This is a genomic window from Aeromonas popoffii, from assembly GCF_037818705.1.
GTDB lineage: Bacteria > Pseudomonadota > Gammaproteobacteria > Enterobacterales > Aeromonadaceae > Aeromonas > Aeromonas popoffii.
On sequence record NZ_CP149129.1, the window covers coordinates 1,443,077 to 1,465,618 of the forward strand.

The window sequence follows — 22,542 nt, forward strand, 5'->3', positions numbered from 1 at the left end:
GGGGAACATGGGCCTTGTTTGCCAGACAACGCCATGGCGCCGCACGAGCCGCATCGCCAAAAAACCAGCCTCATCAGGGGGCTGGCGGCAAGGTTATCGAACCCGCTATCAACCGGCGTCAGAGCACTGAGCGCTGCACCCCGCAGGGTCGTGCACCGCGATGGCGGGATATGACCCTGAGCCGACAACGTCCGCTGACACAGGGGGCAAGTGGTGATGTGTCGGTGCAGGCCGGGGTGGCATGAGTCAGACAAACGGGCCCCCGGAGAGGGGGCCCGTTATTGGGCGAACAGCGGGCTACGCGGCCCGGTTGGCGGCGGGTCAGTTGAACGCCAGGAAGGGCGAGACGCAGAGCAGCAGGCCGGTGACGATGATGATGTAGAGGGAGGCGCCCTTGTACTTGTGCAGCGCCGGTACCTGATAGACCAGATAGGCCGGGATGAGGCAACCCACCATGCCGAAGATGGGGCTGCAGATGGAGGTGAAGCTCAGTACGGGGGCGTTGAGCACGATGGCGCCCCAGGAGAGCAGCACGGTGAACAGCATGATGCCGCGACCCACCACTCCCTTGTTGATGCGCTCTTCCGGCATCACCCGGCGCAGCAGGTTCATGGCCAGCCCCTGACAGGCTTCACGAAAGCCCAGGTAGACGCCGAAGTAGGCGGTCATCACCGCAAAGATGTTGAGAGTCAGGCTGAGCAGCTTGAGGGTCTGGCCCGGCATGCCTTGCGCCACCATGGCCAACGCCGAGATGTTCTCTTCAGAGGCTTTGACCGCCTGCTCGTGGCCCATGGCCAGGGTGAAGGAGATGGCGTAGAAGAAGACCACCACGAACAGGATGCCGAAGGCGATGTTCATGGCGCGCATCGCCTTGAAGCGGGCCACTTCCAGCGACTTCTCCCGCGAGCGGTAGGAGATCACCATGGGGCTCAGGCTCTGGATAAAGAGGATGGAGGTGAGGGTAAAGGGCAGCATGATGATGGCGTCCTTCATCCAGTCACCGGCTGCCGGCATGGCGGTGATGTTGGCCGCATCCCACTTGTCGACCATCATGAGGCCGAGCAAGGCCACCACGCTGATCTTGGTCAGCACCATGAAGGTGGAGATCTTGAACAGCAGGTTCTCGCCGCGCGACGCCAGCGCCACCAGACCGCAGATCAGCACCAGACCGTAGAAGGGGTTCTCGGAGAGCAGGTGGCGGGTCACGCCGAAGCTCTGCAGGAAGGAGGCGCTGTCATTGGTGATGGCGGTGGAGTAGACGAATACCCAGATCACCAGCATCACGAAGTAGAGGGCGCCGAGCAGCATGCCCCAGTTCTTGCCGAGGTAGCCCGTAATCACGCTGGGGTAATCCTTGCACTCGGGCGAGGTGGCCAGGGTATTGATGAAGAGGCGCTGGAACATGTACATGGCCGGGTAGCCGATCACCGCCGACAGCAGAAAGACCCACAACCCCATTAGCCCCACCTGTACCGGCAAAAAGACGATCCCCGCACCGATGGCCATGCCGATGCTCATGATGATCCAGCCCCAGTCGGTGCTGTCAAAACGAACTGCTTCTTTCCATTCCAGCGTGCCCGTGGCGGGCCCGGTGAGTGTCGTGCTGTGAGCGTCCATGGTTGACCTTGTTGTTATGTGAGTGATTATTGGCGCAAATATAGTTGAATAAAAAGCCCTAAACAATGGCGGGTTTCTCCCAGTGGTTCAAATCGGAATGGCGCTCACAGTTTCTGTTAATACGGCGTTATCGCGCAAAAATCGGCTTTAAATTTATAAAATAGTTGAACGAATGGTTTTAAAAGCAAATAATGTTGCATGAAATAAGTTTCGCGAGTTCAACATTATTTGAATGCAAGTGGAGGCCATATGAAAACCATCATAACATCAGCCGCAGCACCCGATGCCATCGGTCCCTACAGTCATGGCACCGCCTATGGCGATCTCATCTTTACCTCCGGCCAGCTGCCGGTGTGCAAGCAGCTGGGCGGCGTGGTGGAGGGGGGGATCGCAGCCCAGACCCGCCAATCGCTGGAAAACCTGAGATCCGTGCTGGAAGCGGCCGGTGGCAGCCTGGATACCGTGCTCAAGACCACCTGTTATCTGGCAGAGATCAGCGATTTTGCCCAGTTCAATGCCGTCTACAAAGACTATTTCCAGAAAGATTGCCCGGCCCGCAGCTGCTTTGCAGTGAAGGATCTGCCGATGGGCGTCAAGGTTGAAATCGAAGCGATCGCCCATATCGCCCGTTAATGCTGATAAAAAGGTCCCGGTAATGAAGCAAGCATGGCAGCAGTATCTGCAGATTATTCAACAGGTTGTCAAACCGGCCTTGGGGTGTACCGAGCCCATCGCCGCCGCTTATGCCGCCGCCGTCGCGGCTCGGCAGCTGGGCTGTGAAGCCCGGCGCATCGAGGTCGTGGTGTCGGATAATCTCTACAAGAACTCCATGGGGGTCTATGTGCCCGGTACCGACAAGATAGGGCTGGCTATCGCTGCCGCAGCCGGTGCCATCGGCGGCAAGGCCGATGCCGGACTGGAGGTGCTGGCCGCCATCACCCCGGAGCAGGTTGCCCGTGCCCAGAGCCTGATCGATGCCGGCGGCGTTCAGGTCAGTCGCACCGAGGCCCCCGAGTTCATCTACTGCCGTGTGACCCTGTTTGGGTGCGATGAGAAGGGGGAGGAGCACAGCGCCGCCGTGACCCTGTGCGGCGGTCATACCCGCATCGTCGAGCAGCGCCGCGATGGCGAGGTGACCTTCGTCGCCGATGAGAGCCTGCGGGGTGCCACTGGCGCCATCTGTGACGGTGTCGACATCAGCATCGCTGCCATCCATGCGTTCGCTACCCAGGTGGAGTTTGAGCAGATCCGCTTCATCCTCCAGGCCTCCGAGCTCAACGGCAAGCTCTCCGACGAGGGGATGAAGCACCCCTATGGCCTGGAGATAGGCCGCACCATGCAAAAGAGCATCCGCGCCGGCTTCATCGGCGAGGATGTGATGAACCGCATCGTGATGCTTACCGCCGCCGCCTCCGACGCCCGCATGGGGGGCGCCAGCCTGCCAGCCATGAGCAACTTCGGTAGCGGGAATCAGGGCATCGCCGCCACCATTCCCGTGGTGGTGATCGCCGAGCGTTACGGCGCCAGCGAGGAGCAGTTGGCGCGCGCTCTTATCATGAGCCACCTGGGGGCCATCTACATCAAGTCCCACTATCCCCCCTTGTCGGCGTTTTGTGGCAATACCGTCACCAGCGCGGCGGCTGCCATGGCCATGGTCTATCTGGCGGGCGGCAGCCTGGCGCAATCCTGCCACGCCATCCAGAACGTGCTGAGCGACAGCGCCGGCATGGTGTGTGACGGAGCGAAAGCCTCCTGCGCCATGAAGGTGAGCACCTCCTCCGGCGCGGCCGTGCGCGGTTTCCTGATGGCCATCAACAGCCACTCGGTGTCCGGGCAGGGGATCGTCTCGCACGATGTCGAGCAAACTATCAAAAATATCGGGCAGATGGTAAAAGACGGCATGTCTGCCACAGACACCACCATTATTGACATCATGTCTGCTTGATCACGTGACCTGGCTGCTGCCGGTGACGGGCAGCAGCGTTACCATGAAGGCCCCCATGAAACTGCAAGAGCTGACCCCGACTGACTTCGAGATCCTCAAGGCGATGGAGATCATAGTGGACGGCATCGCCGCCATGTATGGCCAGCACACCGAGGTGCTGCTGCACAGCCTGGATGCGCGCAATCCTGCCATCATCAAGATTGCCAACGGCCATATCACGGGCCGCAGTGTCGGGGCCCCCATCACCAATCTGGCGATGATGAAGCTCAAGAGCGGGCAGGATATCTCCAGCCCCTACATGACCAGGTGCGCCACCGGCAAGACCCTGCGCTCCCTGACCACCGTCATTCGCAATGGTGAGGGGCAGGCCATCGGGCTGCTCTGCATCAACACCGACATGGACGCCCCGCTGCAATCCGTGTTGCGTACCATGATGCCCGAATGCATACAGCACCATGAGCCGAGCACCACGCCGGAAGTCTTTGCCCGCAACATAGACGAGGCCCTCAACAGCACCATAGACACCGTCAGTGCCGAGGTGCGTGGCAACGATGCCGTGTCCCCGTCCCAGAAGACCCGGGTCATGGTCAAGCAGCTGCATGATCTGGGGATCTTCGAGCTCAAAGACAGTGCCCAGATAGCCGCCCGCCAGCTCGATATCTCGGTGCACTCCATCTACCGCTATCTGCGGGAGATCAAGAAGGGCTGAGCCGGCTCACCCCGGCTGCTTTGGCAGCAAACGGGTCAGCAGTGCCCCGTTTTTACGCCCGGTTTTGCCTCCCTGTTTGCGTCATCCCCCGTGTTCATCTGCTATCATCGTCCCCCTTCATTTTTCTATCTATTTGAACGTGCTGGAGAAACCATGTCTCGACTCATCTATCTGCTGCGCCACGGCCAGACCCGCTATAACGCCGAGCTGAGGCTGCAAGGGCGCTGCAACTCGGACCTGACTGCCAAAGGGGAGGCGCAAGCCACCGCCATGGGCGCTCGCCTGCGCGACTTGCTGGATGACGCCACCCGCTGGACACTCTACGGCCGTGCCCGGCAGACGGCGCACCTGGTGTGTCAGCAGCTTGGGCTCGATAGCGATCGCATCGTCTGGGACGAACGGCTGGTGGAGCTGGGCATGGGGGAGTGGGAGAGTCGCCGGGTGCCCGAGCTGCTGGCGGCCCACCCCGAGCTCGACCTCGAACAGCCAGACTGGTATCTGCAGGCCCCTGATGGCGAGACTTTTCAGAGCATTCAGCGCCGGGCCCAGGCGTGGCTGCAGGATGAGCGCATTGCCGAGCGCGCCATCGTGGTCTCCCACGGGCTGTTCGGTGCCATGCTGCGCGGCGCCTATGCCGACCTCGACTACACCACCACCTGGCTGCAGGAGCTGCCGCAAGATGCCTTCTACCAGCTGCAGGACGGTCATATCACCCGTATTGCCTGCCAGTTGCCCTGAGGTTGCCACCATGCCATGGGCGATGGTGGAAAAATGGCGTGAATATTGCTGAGTATTGCCGTATGTCGAGAGATACAACGCAGAGAGGGCATTATGATCATCGGCGCGGCTCAATATCAATTGGTGCAACCATCGCAGGTTGCTGGGCAAAGTACGGCCCAATTTGGTGAACAACAAAAAAGCATCAAGCTTGCTGAGGATAAGGTCACCCTGAACGGCAGTCATGGTGATGCCTCTCCCACTTACGATCGCTCTGGTCTGGTCAGGAAGGTGCCGGAACGCAGCCTGACCCAGATCGCGTTGGAACACTTGTCTGCGCAACGAATTGGACTCAGCAAAGAGAAGATCGAGGAGCTCGAGCAGCAGAAGAAAGAGGTTGAGGCGAATACCGATCTATCCGACAAAGAACGCCAGAAGTTGCTGGCGGATCTCGACCTGCAGAAAGAGGCGCTGATCAAGGAAGCAATTGAGCGACGTCAGACCGGTGACGATGAAGAGCAACAATCCAATCCTTCTTCTGGCAAGGCCCCTGAATAAAGATGCCATGAGCGGCAATAGTTTGCCGCTTTAATGATTGCTCCATGTTCCCCGGTGGTCTTGTCCATTTTTGGCGGCGGGCTACACATACGGAAACCCGTCTTTGCCGCAGTTCAACACATCAGAACACCTTATCGCGGCAAGATGAGGCATCTTATATCCCAGATTTCTGGTGATGCGAAAGGAAGGGCTGACGCACAGGAAGAAGGTCTCGAGGTATCACAGTCGTTCACTAGCGAAGGCGGCAATGTATCGATTCAAGCCGTTGCTGGCGGGCAAAATCACTCTGCGAAGATACCACGGTCAAGTAGGAGAAGTGATAGCGTATGTGAGCGCGATAAACACACAGAACACCCGTGGTCAGCCTCTAGGACAGCCCCGAGTGTAGCGGTCACTTGGGGCTTTGGAAGTCATGGCCTGCTGACTGATTTAGGTAGCAATACCGTGCCGACATTAATGAAAACAGCTCGCAGATAGGCGAGGTGTTTTATCTAACCGGAGTTAGCCAACCGCCAGCTTTGCTGCTTCTTTCCACATGAAAGGTGGCATCGGAGTGGTGAGGCGCCATTTAATGTTCATTGGCTGGCTGCCGCTGTGGGAGATGTACTCCACCTCACCAAAGTTCACAAAGCCAAGGGTGCGGCCAAATTCATCTTTGCTCTGCTCACGGACGAACAAAAACAAGCGCTTACCTTCTGTTCTGTGTTGAATGTAACTCAGCCCCTTACCCCGCTCGGGGCGAGCGCTGTTTTGGCTTTGCCAATGGAACAGTGACTCGTTGATGGCGTAGTCGTGATAACGGGTGGTCGGGGAGAAGTGCTGCTCCGTTTTGTTCAGGGTCACGAACAGCAACTCGATATTTTGCTCTGCGATGACATACACCCCTTCGCGAGCAGTCGGTTGTTGCGCGAAGGTGGTCGCGCCAAAGCCAACCAGCACCTGCTCTCTGGCATATCGGGCATGCAGTTGCAGCGGATTACCGGGAAGGTCTGACATGGCTCGTTGCTCGTGCTGCACCCGGTTGATCAGCATGGGCAGCAGATCTGCCAGCTCGGCCCTTAACGCTGGTTGATTGAGTTGTTTCAGGCTGTGCGCCAAGGAGCTAAAGCCTGCGTTGGGGCCGCTCTGTTGCCAGAAGTCGTAATGGCACATCAAGGCCATCCGCTCATCGTGCTCACCCGTTAAGGTAAAGGCGTCTGCGACCAAGGTTTGTAAGAATTTCAAGTAATGGAGCGCATCGCAGCCCAATAGTCGGGTTTTGATGGCCCGAGTGTAGAGGGTTGATAACTTCTCATCGCTCATTTCAGAAATGGTATGGTTGTGGGCCTGTTTGACCAAGGAGCTCCAGTTACCGCGCTTGTAGATCTCTTCAAGGCTGATGTGAGGGTAAAACTTCAAAAAGTTCGCCAGCGTCAGCGGTAAATTACAGTCCTGCGAGAAACGGCGGATCAGGCCCATGAGTCGCGAGGTATTGAGGGTCGCCTTCTTGATATTGCTCAGAATTAACTCTTGGGTCTGTTTTGATAACTCGATACGGCAGCCCAAGGGGGCATGAGGGAAGCCCTGTTTGATTTCGTGGCTGATCGCTTTATTGGTTTTACCCACCAGTGCCCGGAATTTCTGGGCAAAGTCATACTCCGCACGAGCATTGCCAACAAAATCCAACACGGTGCAGCACTCTTTATCGCTCGCCAGCCGCAGGCCCCGCCCTAATTGCTGCAAGAAGATGGTGAGGCTTTCCGTTGGTCGTAAAAACAGCAAGGTATCGACTTCTGGGATATCGACCCCTTCGTTGAAGATGTCCACTACACAGAGAATATTGATAACCCCGGTACGCAAATCCTGTTGTTTACTATGCCGCTCGTCTCTGTTATCGCTGGTGAGGATGCCAGCCTTAATACCTTTCAGTAAAAATGCTTTGCACATAAAGTCTGCATGTTCACGGCTCACACAAAATGCCAGCGCTTTTATCTTGGTAATATCGGTGACGATCTCATACAGGCTCTGGACTATTTTCTGCACCCGCTGCTGATTGTGGGTGTAGATATTGGTGAGTTCACTAATGTCATAGCGGCCATTTTTCCAAGCGACTTGGCGCAAGTCGGTATCATCATCGATGCCAAAATATTGGAATGGACAAAGATGGCGACGATTGATGGCCTCGGGCAAGCGGATTTCTGCTGCGATGACACCACAAAAGTCAGCGAGAATATCACCGCCATCATGGCGCTCTGGCGTTGCGGTCAATCCCAACAGAATGTGAGGTTCAAAGGCGGCGAGCAAACCACGATAACTGGCCGCCGCAATATGATGAACCTCATCAATGACGATGTAATCGAAATAGTTAGGGCTAAGGCGCAACGTAGCCAGTTGGTTATTCAAGGATTGCACCGAGGCAAACAGTTGATGGTAGTGGGTTGGCAGGGCGCCACCGACCAAAAGTTCGCCAAAATTGGATTGCTTAAGCACTCCGCGGTAAGAGGCCAATGCTTGGCGCAAGATCTCCTCTTTATGGGCGACAAACAGGAACTTGGCGTCGGGTTTGGTTTTCAGAAAACGGGCAAAATCAAAGGCGGAGATCAGGGTCTTGCCCGTCCCGGTGGCCGCTACCACCAAGTTACGAAAGCGCTGATGTAAAGCGCGCTCCATTGCCAATTGCTCAAGGATCTCCTGTTGATGGGGAAACGGCGTGATATCAAAGAAATAGGCAGGACTATTTTTGTCACCATCCCCACGGGCCTCTTGCAGCGCATGCTGTAATTTTGTACGGCTTTCGAGCTTGCCATCAAACAGCTCAAAATCATCGGATTCCCAATAGGTTTCAAAGGTACTCAGGGATTTCTCGATAATATGAGGGATCTCTTGCGAGGTGATTTTTAGGTTCCACTCCAAGCCACTGGTGAGGGCAGAATGAGAAAGGTTGGATGAACCTATATAGCCGGTATGAAAGCCCGTATTTCGGCAAAAGAGATAACTTTTGGCATGCAACCGCTCGCGCTGGGTGTTATAGCTGAGTTTGACTTCGGTGTTGGGCAGGCTGGCTAAAAATTCGACCGCCTTGGCGTCGGTTGCCCCCATGTAAGAGGTGGTAATCACTTTTAATTGGCGGCCGCTGCGGGTGAACTCCTCCAGCTCATGACGGAAAATCCGGATACCTGCCCATTTGATAAATGAGACCAACCAGCAGATGCTATCTGCCGATAATATTTCCCGTTTAATCTCTGACTCCATCGATAATCCAGCATTGCTACCGCAGAACAGCTCACTTTGCGTTAGACCGGTCAGAGGGAAAATATCTTCGGCATATTGCTTTAAATTGGCTGAGATGGGGTTATCCAACTGGTAGAGCGCCGTCAGGATTTTCCCCTGACTATCGATGAGGTTCTCGCCAATAAAGTCTGGGTCTTGCGTGCGATCTTTTAGCCAAAGCAATAACTGGTTAGCCAGTTCAATTTGCCGTTGCAGCTGATCCTCTCCAGTGACCGAACCCACCGCATATTCCAAAACACGACTCAGAAATCGTGATAACCAGACTGCCGCTTCGGCAGGTTCAAGCTGGCGTTCCCCTACGTAAAAGCGCTCGCGGTCGAGTCGAGATGTCAGCAGTTGAGTCATGAGTTGTTCATAAATTCCGCATTGCTGCATCACGCACGAGCCTCGAATATTGTCTATAGAAGAAAGAGATAATATCATTTTTTCATCTAAATCAGCATGTTATTATCGGTGGCATGTTTGGCTATGGAGCCCGTATTATTAATTTTTTTACGTGGCTCACAGATTCAAGATGTGGCAGCATAATTTTTTGCTTACCCCCTGCGGGGCTTTTTTACTGCCACTATCTGCAGTGACTGAGGAGTAAAGATGTTCAAGAAACCGGTAGCGGTTGAACTGGAGGCCATCAATCAGGAAGGTGAGATACAGGTGGTGCGTGACAGCGGTCTGACCGTTCAAGGCTACAGCGTTTACCTGCGAGTCGAAGAGAGCAACGGCTGTGCCTTGGCAACCTGTGTGGCAGACTACGACACCATCGGCCCTGCCTACGAACTGGCGGAGCGGTTGAGTCAGGCGCTGGCCATCCCGCTCATTGTGATGACTCCAGAAGCATTAATGCCAGTGAAGAGTTAGCCGAACGCGACAACAGCAGCTATTGCAACGCCCAACTGAACACCCCTTAAAAATTACATCATCATTTGCACTCTCTTTGCGCGCCACGGCACACATGGGCTCCCCCTTGCCGGGTATGATGGGGTTGCCCGCAGTGGCGGCGACAGTCGGATGCTTGCGGGCATATGCCGGTCACATCAGCCAGATCACCACCAAGAGGAACCATGATCAGCCATATCGACCATCTGGTATTGACGGTCAGCGACATAGAGCGGGCCGTGGCGTTTTACAGCGCTGTGCTCAATATGGAGGCCATCACCTTTGGCAAGGGGCGCCGGGCGCTGCGCTTTGGCAACCAGAAGATCAATCTGCAACTGCCGGGGCAGGAGCCGCGTAACCGGGCGCAGGTGGGGGCGGGGGATCTTTGCCTTATCACCCGCTGGCCGCTGGAACAGGTCATCACCCAGCTTCACTGTCACGGGGTCGAGATAGTGGAAGGGCCCGTCACCAAGCGCGGCGCCTGCGGGCCCATCGAATCCGTCTACTGTCTGGATCCGGATCAGCATCTTATCGAGATCAGCCGCTATCCCTGATGGCGTGACCTGAGCCCTGCCGGGAGATGATGGGGTCGTTCCACCGTTTGCGTCCCTCAGACCCTATCGTCAGCAGTCGTCACCGGAGGGGGGACGACCCCCTCCGGTGACGGTTCGCGCGTTAGGTCCTGCTGACCGCCCTAAAAGGGCCAGTCCGGTGCGTCCGCTTCATCCAAAAACGCGTCTATGTCGGCCCGATAGTCGGCATCGCTGCGATCGTTGCCGACCGGTGCCGCCAGCCCCACTGCTGCAGACGGGGGCTGGGCCGGCGCCGTCAGCGTCTCCATCACCCTCTCTTGCAGGTAGGGATAGAAAGGGTTGGAAGAGGTGCGGGTGAGGGAGCCTGGATTGACGATCAGCACCCCGAGTTCCCCGCGCAGGGCCAGGCCGCCCAGATTGATGCCGTACTGGTTCATCTGCTCGGGGCGTGGCGCCATGCCGTAGAGGGGATCGTCCATGGGGAAGGGCAGGGCCACGTGGGAGAGGGAGAAGATATCCTTGGGATAGTCGATGCCAAGGGGCTGGATCTGCTGTGACCCGCCGCCCGCCGCCAGGGTGCTGGCCTGCGTCTGTATACGGGACGTCGCCTTGTTGCCCACCACTGTCAGCGTGTAGCGCTGGGGCTGACTCGGCAGCAGGTGACTCAGGGCCAGCTCGGAGGCGCTGCTCATCAGGGGGCCGAAGACAGAGCCGCGATTAATGTCGAACAGCACCAGTTCGCTGCCGTTGGCCGGCAGGAAGTGGTAGAGATCGGCGATGATGGAGCGGGTGCTGACGGTGTAGTCGATGACAGACTGGAAGGTGAGGGCCGGGGGAAATGCCGCCAGCTCGCCACTGGCTGCCAGCTGGCGCACCTGCTGCTGGATGGCGTGGGTCAGCCGGAAGGATTGGCGTGCCCCGTTGACCGGGAAGGAGTTGTATTTGAACGGATTAAACTCCGGCATGATGCCGAGCCAGGCCGCGTTGGCAAAGGCGGGCAACAGGGCGGGCACCGCCTTCAGGCCGGCGAAGCGGGCAAAGCGGGTCACCCCAATCATGGGGGAGATGAGCACCAGCTGATCCGGCCTTGTCAATGTGCCTGTCTTGTCTTCCAGCGCATCCAGCGCGTATTTCACCGCCAGCGCGCCGCCGTTGGAAAAGCCCACCAGATGCAGCGGCAACTTGCCCGGGGCCAGCACTCTGGCCTCGCGCACGGCCAGTCGGGTCGCCGCCAGCCAGGTTTCCCACTCGATGTTGACCAACCCGGCGGGCACGGTGCCGTGGCCCGGAATACGGAGGCCCAGGGCGATGAAGCCCTGCTCGCGATAACGCTGGGCCACGTGGCGAAGACTATAAGGGGAGTCGGTCAGGCCGTGCAGGAACACGGCCACCCCCTTCACCTCGCCATCCGGGCGCAGCAGGTAGGATCGGTTCCAGTTATCGCGAAAATGGGCGGGATTGATGGGGGCGTTCTGAAAGTAGCGATTGCCCGCCAGCTGTTGCTCCGGTGGCGTCTTGGCGACCACCTCCTGTTCCACCAGATCGATCAACTGCTGCTCGCGGGTCAGATAGGCTTGCCAGTCGCTGTTATCCAGTTCGTCGGCACTGAGCTCGGGGGGAATAAAGGTATGCCACAGCTGCAGCGGCGCAGCCTGCCAGGCGAAGTAGGCGATCAGCGCCCAAGCGGCCAGCAATATGAGCAAGAGGGTCAGAAGAGAGCGTCGAATGAGACGACGGGTACGAGCCAGCATAGAACTGTCCTTGGCGAGGAAAGAGGGGGGCGGCACCGGTTGGGCTGGGCTGCCGGGATGAGTGTAGCGATTTTAATGCTTGGATATTGTCTAAATTCTAATAGAAACAAGGTGATAAGTACAGATGAAGCGAGCGGTGACAAGGCCATGAAAAACGCGGCAGTCCCGGGCTGCCGCGTGGTGTGTGGAGCCTGGTCGCCGAACTGGGCTAGCAGACCCCCTGCGCCAGCATGGCATCGGCCACCTTGACGAAGCCGGCGATGTTGGCGCCACTCTCGTAGTTCACATGGCCCTCGCCATCTTGTCCGAATCGGACACAGGTGGCGTGTATGCTGGTCATGATCTCCCTCAGACGAGCGTCCACCTCTTCCCGGCTCCAGGGGAGGCGCTGGGCATTCTGGCTCATCTCCAGCCCCGAGGTGGCTACGCCCCCCGCATTGGCTGCCTTGCCGGGGGCAAACAGCACTTTCGCCTCGTGGAATACCTTGATGGCAGCGGCGCTGCTTGGCATGTTGGCGCCCTCGGCCACCAGCTGCAGGCCGCTGGCCACCAGTTGTCTGGCGTCCTCTTCCCCCAATTCGTTCTGGGTGGCGCAGGGCAGGGCGATTTGGGTGGGCAGGTGCCAGGGCGTGCGGCCGCTCAAAAACTCCAGCCCCAGTTCGTTGGCATAATCGGCAACCCGCTGGCGCTGTTCGTTCTTGATCTCCATCAGTCTGGCCAGCTTCTCGGGGGTGAAACCATCCGGATCATGGACGGTGCCACCGGAGTCGGAGGCGGTGATCACGCGGGCACCCAGTGCCATCGCCTTCTCGATAGCGTATTGGGCCACGTTGCCGGAGCCCGACACAGACACCGTCATGCCCGCCAGCGACTGATCGCGATGGGCCAGCATGGCTTCAACGAAATAGAGCAGGCCGTAGCCGGTGGCCTCGGGGCGGATGAGGCTGCCACCAAAGGAGAGCCCCTTGCCGGTGAAGACGCACTCGGCGCTGTTGGTGAGCTTCTTCATCATGCCCGCCATGTAGCTCACCTCACGCCCACCCACCCCGATGTCGCCGGCAGGCACGTCGGTGTTGGCCCCCAGATGGCGATAGAGCTCCAGCATCAGCGCCTGACAGAAGCGCATCACCTCCCCCTCGCTCTTGCCCTTGGGGTCAAAATCGCTGCCGCCCTTGCCGCCACCCATGGGCAGGGTGGTGAGGGCGTTCTTGAAGGTCTGCTCGAAGGCGAGAAATTTCAGTACCGAGAGATCCACCGAGGGGTGAAAGCGCATGCCGCCCTTGAAGGGGCCAATGGCCGAGTTGTGCTGGATACGGTAGCCGCGATTGACCTGTACCTGACCCTTGTCGTCGACCCAGCTGACCCGAAACTGGATCAGCCGCTCCGGCTCCACCAGCCGCTCCAGCAGACCATGCTGCAAATAACGGGGGTGGCGTGCCACATAGGGCCAGATGGAGGCGACCACCTCGCTCACCGCCTGAATGAACTCGGGCTGGTGGGGATTGCGGCTGGCCACCTGGGCCAGAAAATCCGTCTGGGATAGGGAATGACTCATCTGTAACTCCTGTAGTGAATGATGAAATGGGCCTCTTGCCAGAGAAAAAACCCATGCCGTGCATCCAAATTTATGATTTGTGTTGGGGATGAATACGGACAAAAACGTGGGTTTGTGTCTGGTTTGCCAACGATTGTTGTGTTGGCCGCCGAAAGTCACAGAAAACCGGAATGGCTGCAGTAAGATAATGTGCGACAACGAAAATCTTTTTATGCATTTTAAGTTAATAAATAGCAAGTGGTTATTGGTGCTGTGTGGCGCAGGCGCAAGCCGATTGCATATGGCGTGAATGTTTTCAGGGTGAAAGCGTGGGGATCTTCTGTCTCGCTCGGGTCGTCATTTTTACCTTTCTCTTCGCCCCATCCTGCCCTTGCCGTGTGAGGGGCTGAGCAATGCGCCAGCGGTGCGCTCTCATCATGGCATGACGCCCCGCACATTTTGGTGCGGCGCGTCGCCGTGAATGGCAAGTATCCGGCGTGCTGGACGGGGCAATATGCTACTGTAGCGGCGTTTTTTGATGGTTAAGCTGGCCTTGGCCTTTTTGAAGATGGAATGGTATGCAGAACTTTGACGTAGTGAATCGGCTGATGCAGCAGACAGCCTCCCCGGCTTGGCCGGAACCCGCAACCGCACAACTGGATGGGGCTATCAGCCTGTGGCAGGTGACCCATGCTGGCTGATGAATCCATGCGCCTGAACAAATACATCAGCGAGAGCGGCATCTGCTCGCGCCGTGAAGCCGACCGCTTCATCGAGCAGGGCCAGGTCTTTATCAATGGCAAGCGGGCCGGGATCGGCGATCAGGTGTTTGCCGGGGATCTGGTCAAGGTGAACGGTCAGGTGATCGAGGCGCGGGAAGCCGACAGCCTGGTCTTTATCGTGCTCAACAAGCCGGTGGGCATCGTCTCCACCACGGAGGCGGGCGAGAAGGACAACATCGTCGACTTCGTCAACCACAGTACCCGTATCTTCCCCATCGGGCGGCTCGACAAGGATTCGCAGGGTCTCATCTTCCTGACCAACCACGGCGATCTGGTCAACAAGATACTGCGGGCGGGCAACGATCACGAGAAAGAGTACCTGGTGACCGTCGACAAGCCGGTGACCGACGAGTTTATCAAGGGGATGGGGGCCGGGGTGCCGATCCTCGGGGCCGTCACCAAGAAGTGCAAGGTGAAGAGAGAGGCGCCGTTCGTGTTTCGCATCACGCTAGTGCAGGGGCTTAACCGCCAGATCCGCCGCATGTGCGAGCACTTCGGTTTTGAAGTGACCAAGCTTGAGCGCATCCGCATCATGAACGTCAGCCTCAAGGGGTTGCCGGTGGGCGAGTGGCGCGATCTCACTGACGACGAGCTGATCGAGTTGTTCAAGCTGATTGAGGACTCCTCCTCCGAGGTGAAACCGGCCAAAGGCGACAAGCCCAAGGTCGCCAAGGCCCCGGCCACGCAAAGCGGCAAAGCGGCGCAGGGCAAGAAGCCGCGCCGGGATGATGACCACGAGATAGGTGGTCGCCCCAACGTGCCGGGCCCGGAGGCCTTCGAGAAGAAGATCCCGGTTGGCAAGGTCGGCGCGTGGAAAGGGGCTGCCAACAAAGGCGGCGCAGGCAAAGGCAGTGCGGGTAAAGGCGCCCCCAACAAGGGCAGCAAACCGGCCGCAGGCAAGCCGCGCACCGCTCAATCTGGCCGGCAGAAGAAGGGGCGCTAAGGTGCCACCCTGAGCGGCGTCAGCCTCTTCTTGTTATCCCCAACACGGTTATCCCCAACACACCGGCCTCAGGCCGGTGTGTTGCGTTGGGCCGTACTGCTACCCATGACCGCAGGCGCGGGCAACCTCATCACCTTGGCATAGCCGCGCGGATCCAGGCGCAGCACCAGCAGGCTCATCAGCGCCAATCCCCCCAGCTGCCACTGCCAGGCGGCCGCGAAGTCGCCACTCAGGTGATAGAGGCGGGCGGCCACCCAGGGGCCGGTCGCCGCCAGCATAAAGCCGAACCCCTGCATCAGGGCACTCAAGGTGCCGGCGCGGCGCGGGTCGGGCAGGTGATCCAGCGCAATCACCATGATCAGCGAAAAACTGCCGCCAAGCCCTGCGCCACACAGCATGCACCAGAGGATGGGGGCGCTGGCAGGGGCGAGCCAGAGGCCGCCAAAACCGGCTAGCTGCATGACAATCGCCAACCCCATCCAGGGGCGCCGGTCTGTGTTGCGGGCGGCCAGCAGCGGCAGGCCGAGGCCGCTGGCGGTCTGCGCCAGTGCCAGCCAGGCCACCAGCTCGCCCGCCTGTGCTGGGCTCCACCCTTGCGCCATGTAGGCGGGGGCCAGCCAGGCGACGACGATGCCGTAACCGCTGTTGATGATGCCAAAGCAGCCGATCAGCAGCCAGCTGCGGGGCAGGGCAATCAGGCGCTGCTCGCCGTGGGGAATCGCGACCGCAGCGGCGCTTGGCAGGCGTACCCGCCAGATAAGCCAGACCATGGCCAGCAGCACCGGCAGGCTCCACAGCGCCAGTGCCCGTGACCAGTCGAGGCTGGCCGCCAGTTGCGGGGTGAGACTGGCCCCCAGCGCCCCGCCCCCCATCATGCAGGCGGAGAAGATCCCCATCACCAGCGGTACCTTGTGGGTGAAGGTCTGCTTGATAAGGCCGGGCAGCACGCCTTGCACCAGTGCCGAGCCCAGGCCGCAGAGCGCCGCGCTGGCGATCAGCAGGGCGCCGCTCTGGGCATCAAAGCGCATGGCGTTGCCCATCCCCAGCAGCAAGAGGGCGGTTCCCAGCAGTTGGCGCGGGCTGGCGCGCCGACGCAGGCTCGGGGTGAGCAGCACACCAATTCCGATCAGCCAGAGCGGCAGCAGGGTGAGCCAGGCCAGGGTATCCATGCCCAGCGCCAGCGCGTCGGCAATGTCGCGGCTCAAGGGGCCGATGGCGGTGAGGAAGGGGCGCAGGTTGAGGCCAATCAGGATCACCAGCACCAGCAGGGCGGTGTGGCCTGGGTGTTGATCCGTATTTCGTTGATTCATCAGGCATCGCCCTCGGCGCAGAGGGAAACGGGGAGCATTCGGGAAGCAGAAGCATCGGGGCTGAACATGGCAGAACACCGTCAAAGGGGGCAAAAACGCCAGCCTAGCGGGGTTGAAAGTCATTTGGAAATTAAATGATAGAATGACATTCAGTGGTTTTGTAAATGGAGTGCCCCATGCTGGATCCCCTGTTACTGCGCAGTTTTGTCGCCATTATCGACACCGGCAGCTTCACCCGCGCCGGTGAGCGGGTGCACCTGACCCAATCCACCATCAGCCAGCAGATACGCCGCCTTGAGCAGCAGCTCGGCTGCCCGCTGCTGGATCGCGCTGGCCGCCAGGTGGTGGCGACGGCGGAGGGCGAAAAATTGTTGGGGCTGGCCCGCCGCATTCTGGCGCTGCTGGCACAGGCCGAGGAACAGGTGACCGAAGGGAGCCTGCAACTGAGTCTGGGAGTACCGGAAGACTTTGCCGCCGGTGCCATGGCCCCGGTGCTGGCGGCCTTTGCCCGCGACTATCCCGAGGTGCGGCTGGAGGTGCACAGCGGCCTGAGCCACGAGATCTGGCAGCACTTCGAGGCCGGTGAGCTGGACTTGGCGCTGGTCAAGCAGGCGCGTGGGCAAGGCACCCCCCTTGCCAGCTGGCGTGAACCCCTGGCCTGGGTCGACAGTCGCGACTGGCCCGCCAGCGAGCGTGACCCTTTGCCGCTGGTGGTGTTCCCGAGCGAAGGCCTCTATCGGCGGCAGATCACCGAGGCGCTCGATGGACAGGGGCGGCGTTGGCGCATCGCCTATGTCAGCGCCAGTCTCGCCAGTTTGCAGGGGGCCGTGAGTGCGGGGATCGGGGTGAGTTTGCTGCCCAAACGGCTGTTGCAACCGGATCAGGTGACCCTGTCGCACTGGCCCAAGATCAATCCGGTAGAGCTGGCGCTGCATGCCGGGGCGAGTGGGGGCGAGCCACTGACCCGCTTGAGCGCAGCCCTGATCGCCCTTTGTGACGAGGTGATGGGGCCGCAGTAAAGTGAATGAGTGCGTGAGCGGGTCGAGTCAAGCGCTAGCGCACCTTGCCCTTCACGATGAGCAGGGTGATGATGGCCAGAGTGAAAATGAGCGGGGCCCAGGCTCCGTGATGGCTTACCAGAGTCGCTCCGGCGGCAGCAACCCCAGCCACGCTCTGTTGCAAGAAACCGCACAGGGCCATGGCGTAGGCGCCGTGCTCCCTGCCATCACTCACTGCCAGCGCCATGCTGTTGGGAAAGAGCACCGCCTGACCGAAGATGATGAGGCAGTAGCAAGCCATCATGGCCACCAGTCCGCTGCTGCCCTGCAATGCGCCCAAGGTCCAGAGTAACAACATCCCGCCCGCGGCCAACAGAATGAGGGCGGCCCCCTGATGCATCAGTTGGCGGCTACCCACTCGGGCGACCCGCCTGTTAACCGTCATGGCACCAGCAAAATAGGCGACCCCGATGAGTAACCCCAGGGTTCCGAAGGTGGTGACTCAAGCCCGAATCCTTGTTGTAGCACGAAGGGGCTTACCTCTTGCAGGGTGACCGTGATGGCAAAGCCGAGCCCGCCAGCGAAGGCTGGCCAGAGAAAACCGGGGCGACGCAGCAGGCTGGTATAACGTGACCACATGCCACCGCCTGTTGCTGCTGGATTGGGGCCTTGCAGCGGCAGGCTGTTCATCAGCGCCAGTGCCAGAACACCGACCCCGGCCATCAGTACGAATCCCAACTGCCAGTGGGCATAACGGCTGATGATACCGCCTATCCACTGACCACCGCCGAGAGCCGTGATGAAGGCGATGGAGAGTACCGAGAGGCGGCGCGCCAGCTCATCTCCCTGCCAGTGATCCCGCACCAGAATGCGGGCAATGATGGTGGCCCCCCCGGCGGCCACCCCTTGCAGTGTTCGCAGGATCAGCAGCAGCGGCCCTTGGCTGGTGGTAGCCAGCAGCAGGCTGAGGCCGACAAACAGCAGCAGTGATAGGGCGAGGGGCAGCCGACGGCCGTAGCGATCGGCGGCCGCGCCCCAAAACAACAACGGTAGGGCGGCCCCAATAACGAACAAGGAGATAGAGAGTTCAGCCTCCAGGCGGGTTATGGCGAGATCCGTCATCACAACGGGCAGGGAGGGGAGATAAACGGTGGTAGCCATCTGGGCCATGAATACGATGAGGCAGGCCAGCGTCATGATGCGGGCGGAGAGGCTCCAGAGACCGGCCTGGTCGATGCAATCCTGGTTATCCATAACAACGCTCGGGCAATGAGGGGGCGATATCATTGCACTGCCCGCAGGCCGAGTCAGCTCCCCATCTGGTTTAAGTCTTGCCCGGCGGTCAGCGGGGACTCGGCCCATGGCCTGGCAGCACGGCGAGCCAGAGCTCGACCTCGTCGTGGTCTGTGTAGGGGTCAAAGGCTGCGCCATCGCGCTCGGCGTCTTGGGCCGCACCGCCAGCGCAGCGACGTCCACCGTACAGATATATTCGCATTCCGTGGCACTCACGCCGCAGATGACGCCATAGGCATGCTCGCTCGGTTTCGAAACGGATAGGATCTGCTATGGCACTTGCTGTGTGGGGCGGCAGTGCTGCCGTGCTCAGTGATCTTTACCTTCTTTCAGCTTGCGTTGATAGTCCTCAGAGACGATGGCCAGCGCCGCCAGGGCAAGTGCCGGATCGATCCGGTTGCTTTCCAGCAGCTCGATAAGATCCACCGCGAGCTTGACCTCGGGCGGGGCATTTTCCAGTGACATGACAGACTCCGTAATGGGGAAAATGCCATTATACAGAGCCGCACCCGGATAGGGACCGGCTCTGTGTCACGGGTGATGGAGGGCTCAGAGGTGCTGGCGCATCTCCTTGTCGATCTCCTCGCGCAGGGCCATCAGCTTTTTGGCGTAGAGCTGTAACTGCCGATCACTCTCGCTCACCGGTTGCCACTGGGGCACAGGGGTCGGTGTGCCTGTCTCGTCCATGGCCACGAAGATGATGATGCAATGGGTGGTCTTGTGGCGCTCCCGGCTGGCCGGATGGCGGCTGTAGACATCCACTGCCAGGTGCATGCTGGTGGTGCCGGTGTGGATCACCTGGGCGTGAACCTCCACCAACTGGCCTATCTGGATGGGGCGCAGAAAGCGAATGCCCCCCACGTAGACAGTGACCGCATAGCCGCTGCACCAGCCGGCGGCGCAGGCGTAACCCGCCTGATCGATCCACTTCATCACCATGCCGCCGTGTACCTTGCCGCCGAAGTTGACGTCGGCGGGTTCGGCCAGAAACTGCAGGGTCAGTTCGCGGGGTGGGGTCATACACTCTCCTTTTCCTGACAATAGTCGCGGGGCCGGTGGGCTTACCGGCGCCCTGGCTGGCCCGAGAAGCAGGCCCGCATGTATGTCAGGTATACCGTGAATAAAGACAAGATGCACAGGACCCGGCGCGATATTGGGCAGGCATTCACTCTTGGTTCATAAACGTGGCGCGAGCATGGGGATTCCATTGCGAGGAGTCATGATGAAACAGATGCTGGATCAGTTGTTGGGCGCTGGCAAAGGCTGGCTCAACGAAGGCGGCGACAGCCGCAAGTCGCAGATGAAGGGCATGGCGCAGGGCGGCCTGGCCGCCGGTGCCATGGCCTTGCTGCTTGGCAACAAGAAGGTGCGCAAGTATGGCGGCAAGGTGGCGGCGGTAGGCGGGGCGGCGGCCCTCGGTGGCCTCGCCTACAAGCTTTATCAGGATTGGCAGGCCCAGCAGAGCGGAGCCACGCAACCCACCCAGCCCCTCGATACCCTGCAGGGGCAGGCGCTGGATGCGCGCGCCACCCTGCTGGTGCGCGCCATGGTGGCGGCGGCCCGGGCCGACGGCCACATCGACGCGGCCGAGCGCCAGAAGGTCCAGGATTACCTGACCGAGCAGGGCCAAAGCGATGCGGCGCGCTGGATTGACGCCGAGCTGGCCCGTCCCCTCGATCCGCAGGCGCTGGCTCGGGAGGTGACCGACATGGAGCAGGCCACCGAGGTCTACCTCGCCTCCCTGCTCGCCATCGATGTGGATCACTTCATGGAGCGCGGCTATCTGGATGAGCTGGCACGGGCCTTGAAACTCGATGACAACCTCAAGGTGAGTATCGAGCGGCAGGTGGCCCAGCTGGGATCCCCGAGCTGACGCTGTGGTAGCGGGAATGGTCATAACGCCCCGTCACGGGGCGTTGTTGTTGCCCGCTGTGAGGCTCACACTCGGCCACAAGTGGATACGATTGACCCTTGCAATTGCCGCTGACTCCCATAATGATGGGCTTTTCGCCCATCCCAAAGAGGATGGACGTGCCCACCTGTTAGCAAGCACCAGAGCAAGGAGCACATGTTGGAGATACGCACGGCAACCGGGCAGGATATCGACGCCATTCTCGAGCTGAATCGACAGATAGGCTTGATCCACTTTGAGCATGCCCCCGAGGTGTTTTGTCCGCCATCACCGCAGGAGCGGGATTTTCTGCTCAATGCCATCGGCAGCGAAGGGCGACTGTTTTGTGTCGCCGTGCTGGATGCCGATGTGGTGGGTTTTCTGACCGCCAGAATAGACATCAATGAAGCCATCCCCTTTCTCACCAGACTTCCCATCTGCCGTATCGGCTCAGTGGTGGTTGACGAACACCACAGATCCCGAGGCATAGGCAAGGCCTTGATTGCCCATTGCGACGACTGGGCCAAGGCCCGTGATGCCTGTCAGATCCGGTTGGAAGTCATGTCCTTCAATGAGAGAGCCAAGTCGCTTTACCAATCCCTTGGCTTTCAACGCCAGTCTGAAATTTATGCCAGATAGCCCCCTGTCGCAGGGCTGGCCTGCACCTCTTTACGATCAACCAGGCCCCGTCACGGGGCCTGGTTGTTTTCGTCTGTCCGGCTCGTGCCGAGCTGCTGGTGGACAAGCTGTGCCAGTCGGGCGAGCGCCTGCTCCAGCTGCGGGCTCCAGGGATGGGAGCTGTTGAGACGCAGGCAGTGGTTGTGTTGCCCCTGGCTGGAAAAAAGCGCGCCGGGGGCCACTGAAAAACCACTGGCAAGGGCCTTGGCGTGCAGGGCGCGGCTGTCGAGGCGGGTGTCAAACTCCAGCCAGAGGAAGTAGCCGCCATCGGGGGTGGAGATGCGCACCTCATCCGGGAAGAGGCGCAGCAGGGCCGCCCGCATCTGCTGCTGGCGCTGTGCCAGGGTGTGGCGCAGACGGCGAAAGTGGGCATCCACGCCGCCGTTGAGCAGCATCTGGGCCAGTGCCAGCTGGCTCGGAACATTGGTGGAGAGGGTCGACATCAGTTGCAGCCGCTGGATGCGTTCGGCATGGGGCCCCGCCACCACCCAGCCGACCCGAAAGCCCGGTGCCAGGCACTTTGAAAACGAGCTGCAGAGCAGGCTATCGCCTCTGGCCGACTTGCGCAACAGGCAAAATAACAGGGCGTGAAAAGAGATGAGCGGCCCTTATACCTCGCAGTTGGGGGCTCACATGCTCTTAACTGACTTGCATTAACGGCATGGGCCACTTGTTTTTATGCGGCAAAGAGTTAGGGAGGCGTGTTGTTCAAGAGTGGGGACAAGCTTGCGCCATGCAGGGCTGCACGGCGGCAAGTGGCACAAGGGCAGATCAGGCATCCAGCGGTTGATAGCGGCGAATATTGCTGCTGGCAAGCCAAGGCTCGGCTCTGGCGATAAAGTCGATGAAGTGGGGCTGCTGCTGGTGGGCGGTGAGGGCGGAACCGCTCTCCCACTCCTCGTGCAGCATCCAGCTGTGGGGATTGTCCCGATCCTGATGCAGCTGATAACGCTGGCAACCGGCCTCTTGCCGGGTGGCCGCCATCAGCGGCTCAAGGGCGGCGCGAAACAGCTCGGCACATTCTGGCTTGGCTTCAAGCTGGGCAATCACAATCACGGGTGATGACATCTGAACCTCCTTGGCAAAAAAGAAGGGTCAGTATGCCTGTCGCTACTTGCTGAAAACAGGGCGCTGGTCGCA

At 59.7% G+C, this 22,542-nt stretch carries 24 protein-coding genes and 2 pseudogenes; 14 read left to right on the top strand and 12 right to left on the bottom strand.

All coding sequences use genetic code 11. From position 1 onward, the window contains the following. Nucleotides 1-14: 14 nt before the first annotated feature. Nucleotides 15-245: a hypothetical protein gene (locus WJM78_RS06890; RefSeq protein ID WP_339014657.1), complete on the top strand. Its 231-nt coding sequence runs from the start codon at nucleotides 15-17 to the stop codon at nucleotides 243-245. Nucleotides 246-321: 76 nt separating this feature from the next. Here the strand turns inward: WJM78_RS06890 and WJM78_RS06895 are convergent, their stop codons facing one another. Further along, nucleotides 322-1,617, bottom strand: coding sequence for an amino acid permease (locus WJM78_RS06895; protein WP_042034580.1), 1,296 nt, complete (start codon nucleotides 1,615-1,617; stop codon nucleotides 322-324). A gap of 249 nt (nucleotides 1,618-1,866) precedes the next feature. Between WJM78_RS06895 and WJM78_RS06900 the strand changes: the two genes are divergently transcribed. The 6 genes and pseudogenes from WJM78_RS06900 to WJM78_RS06925 all read left to right on the top strand — a co-directional run. Then, nucleotides 1,867-2,250, top strand: coding sequence for a RidA family protein (locus WJM78_RS06900; RefSeq protein ID WP_042034579.1), 384 nt, complete (start codon nucleotides 1,867-1,869; stop codon nucleotides 2,248-2,250). A 22-nt stretch (nucleotides 2,251-2,272) separates the two neighbouring features. Then, nucleotides 2,273-3,562: a serine dehydratase subunit alpha family protein gene (locus WJM78_RS06905; protein ID WP_339014660.1), complete on the top strand. Its 1,290-nt coding sequence runs from the start codon at nucleotides 2,273-2,275 to the stop codon at nucleotides 3,560-3,562. A gap of 55 nt (nucleotides 3,563-3,617) precedes the next feature. Continuing rightward, complete coding sequence (locus WJM78_RS06910; RefSeq protein WP_042034655.1) at nucleotides 3,618-4,271, top strand: helix-turn-helix transcriptional regulator; 654 nt, start codon at nucleotides 3,618-3,620, stop codon at nucleotides 4,269-4,271. 153 nt (nucleotides 4,272-4,424) lie between these two features. Next, nucleotides 4,425-5,009 (top strand): histidine phosphatase family protein, encoded by a 585-nt coding sequence (locus WJM78_RS06915; RefSeq protein ID WP_339014662.1) that lies wholly within the window; start codon nucleotides 4,425-4,427, stop codon nucleotides 5,007-5,009. A gap of 93 nt (nucleotides 5,010-5,102) precedes the next feature. Beyond that, a complete protein-coding gene (locus WJM78_RS06920) occupies nucleotides 5,103-5,546 on the top strand; it encodes a hypothetical protein (protein ID WP_339014664.1) in 444 nt (147 codons plus the stop codon). Between the two features lie 169 nt (nucleotides 5,547-5,715). Then, nucleotides 5,716-5,934: pseudogene (locus tag WJM78_RS06925) on the top strand (IS5/IS1182 family transposase); the annotation flags it as partial. 113 nt (nucleotides 5,935-6,047) lie between these two features. Here WJM78_RS06925 and WJM78_RS06930 read toward each other — a convergent pair. Continuing rightward, a complete protein-coding gene (locus WJM78_RS06930; RefSeq protein WP_339015783.1) occupies nucleotides 6,048-9,191 on the bottom strand; it encodes a DUF3427 domain-containing protein in 3,144 nt (1,047 codons plus the stop codon). Nucleotides 9,192-9,407: 216 nt separating this feature from the next. Here WJM78_RS06930 and WJM78_RS06935 point away from each other — a divergent pair, with 216 nt between their 5' ends. Both WJM78_RS06935 and WJM78_RS06940 read left to right on the top strand, forming a co-directional pair. Next, nucleotides 9,408-9,671, top strand: a complete 264-nt coding sequence (locus WJM78_RS06935; protein WP_042056561.1) for a hypothetical protein — start codon at nucleotides 9,408-9,410, stop codon at nucleotides 9,669-9,671. A 203-nt stretch (nucleotides 9,672-9,874) separates the two neighbouring features. After that, a complete protein-coding gene (locus WJM78_RS06940) occupies nucleotides 9,875-10,243 on the top strand; it encodes a VOC family protein (protein WP_339014668.1) in 369 nt (122 codons plus the stop codon). Nucleotides 10,244-10,383: 140 nt separating this feature from the next. Here WJM78_RS06940 and WJM78_RS06945 read toward each other — a convergent pair whose 3' ends face one another. Together WJM78_RS06945 and gdhA are read right to left on the bottom strand one after the other, a co-directional pair. Beyond that, entirely contained in the window at nucleotides 10,384-11,973 is a 1,590-nt protein-coding gene (locus WJM78_RS06945) for an alpha/beta hydrolase (protein WP_042034571.1), read from the bottom strand. 208 nt (nucleotides 11,974-12,181) lie between these two features. Further along, complete coding sequence (gene gdhA, locus WJM78_RS06950; RefSeq protein WP_275930045.1) at nucleotides 12,182-13,528, bottom strand: NADP-specific glutamate dehydrogenase; 1,347 nt, start codon at nucleotides 13,526-13,528, stop codon at nucleotides 12,182-12,184. Between the two features lie 557 nt (nucleotides 13,529-14,085). Here gdhA and WJM78_RS06955 point away from each other — a divergent pair. Continuing rightward, entirely contained in the window at nucleotides 14,086-14,208 is a 123-nt protein-coding gene (locus WJM78_RS06955) for a hypothetical protein (RefSeq protein WP_258224700.1), read from the top strand. Next, entirely contained in the window at nucleotides 14,198-15,232 is a 1,035-nt protein-coding gene (gene rluF / locus WJM78_RS06960; protein ID WP_339014674.1) for a 23S rRNA pseudouridine(2604) synthase RluF, read from the top strand. Before WJM78_RS06955 ends, rluF begins: the two co-directional genes overlap by 11 nt. A gap of 68 nt (nucleotides 15,233-15,300) precedes the next feature. Here rluF and WJM78_RS06965 read toward each other — a convergent pair whose 3' ends face one another. Then, complete coding sequence (locus WJM78_RS06965) at nucleotides 15,301-16,542, bottom strand: cyanate transporter (RefSeq protein WP_339014677.1); 1,242 nt, start codon at nucleotides 16,540-16,542, stop codon at nucleotides 15,301-15,303. A 176-nt stretch (nucleotides 16,543-16,718) separates the two neighbouring features. On the opposite strand from WJM78_RS06965, the gene WJM78_RS06970 reads away from it, so the two are divergent. Next, nucleotides 16,719-17,561 carry a LysR family transcriptional regulator gene (locus tag WJM78_RS06970; protein ID WP_339014680.1) on the top strand — a complete coding sequence of 281 codons (843 nt, stop codon included), beginning with the start codon at nucleotides 16,719-16,721 and terminating at the stop codon, nucleotides 17,559-17,561. Nucleotides 17,562-17,595: 34 nt separating this feature from the next. Here WJM78_RS06970 and WJM78_RS06975 read toward each other — a convergent pair whose 3' ends face one another. The 5 genes from WJM78_RS06975 to WJM78_RS06995 all read right to left on the bottom strand — a co-directional run bounded on the left by WJM78_RS06975 (nucleotide 17,596) and on the right by WJM78_RS06995 (nucleotide 19,853). Further along, nucleotides 17,596-17,985, bottom strand: a complete 390-nt coding sequence (locus WJM78_RS06975) for a hypothetical protein (protein ID WP_339014683.1) — start codon at nucleotides 17,983-17,985, stop codon at nucleotides 17,596-17,598. Then, on the bottom strand, nucleotides 17,982-18,794 hold the full coding sequence (locus WJM78_RS06980) for an MFS transporter (RefSeq protein WP_339014686.1): 813 nt from the start codon (nucleotides 18,792-18,794) through the stop codon (nucleotides 17,982-17,984). Before WJM78_RS06980 ends, WJM78_RS06975 begins: the two co-directional genes overlap by 4 nt. Nucleotides 18,795-18,882: 88 nt before the next feature. Then, complete coding sequence (locus WJM78_RS06985; protein WP_422388436.1) at nucleotides 18,883-19,035, bottom strand: hypothetical protein; 153 nt, start codon at nucleotides 19,033-19,035, stop codon at nucleotides 18,883-18,885. Between the two features lie 107 nt (nucleotides 19,036-19,142). Then, entirely contained in the window at nucleotides 19,143-19,298 is a 156-nt protein-coding gene (rsmS, locus tag WJM78_RS06990; protein WP_287147824.1) for a pleiotropic regulatory protein RsmS, read from the bottom strand. A gap of 84 nt (nucleotides 19,299-19,382) precedes the next feature. Then, nucleotides 19,383-19,853 carry an acyl-CoA thioesterase gene (locus tag WJM78_RS06995; protein ID WP_042034564.1) on the bottom strand — a complete coding sequence of 157 codons (471 nt, stop codon included), beginning with the start codon at nucleotides 19,851-19,853 and terminating at the stop codon, nucleotides 19,383-19,385. A gap of 202 nt (nucleotides 19,854-20,055) precedes the next feature. Between WJM78_RS06995 and WJM78_RS07000 the strand changes: the two genes are divergently transcribed. Both WJM78_RS07000 and WJM78_RS07005 read left to right on the top strand, forming a co-directional pair. Continuing rightward, nucleotides 20,056-20,706, top strand: a complete 651-nt coding sequence (locus WJM78_RS07000) for a tellurite resistance TerB family protein (RefSeq protein WP_212513267.1) — start codon at nucleotides 20,056-20,058, stop codon at nucleotides 20,704-20,706. Between the two features lie 198 nt (nucleotides 20,707-20,904). Continuing rightward, nucleotides 20,905-21,363 (top strand): N-acetyltransferase, encoded by a 459-nt coding sequence (locus tag WJM78_RS07005; RefSeq protein ID WP_339015786.1) that lies wholly within the window; start codon nucleotides 20,905-20,907, stop codon nucleotides 21,361-21,363. A gap of 50 nt (nucleotides 21,364-21,413) precedes the next feature. Here the strand turns inward: WJM78_RS07005 and WJM78_RS07010 are convergent. Together WJM78_RS07010 and WJM78_RS07015 are read right to left on the bottom strand one after the other, a co-directional pair. Then, nucleotides 21,414-21,953, bottom strand: a pseudogene (locus WJM78_RS07010) (aminotransferase class I/II-fold pyridoxal phosphate-dependent enzyme); the annotation flags it as partial. 220 nt (nucleotides 21,954-22,173) lie between these two features. Further along, complete coding sequence (locus tag WJM78_RS07015) at nucleotides 22,174-22,470, bottom strand: putative quinol monooxygenase (protein ID WP_339014690.1); 297 nt, start codon at nucleotides 22,468-22,470, stop codon at nucleotides 22,174-22,176. Between the last annotated feature and the right edge of the window lie 72 nt (nucleotides 22,471-22,542).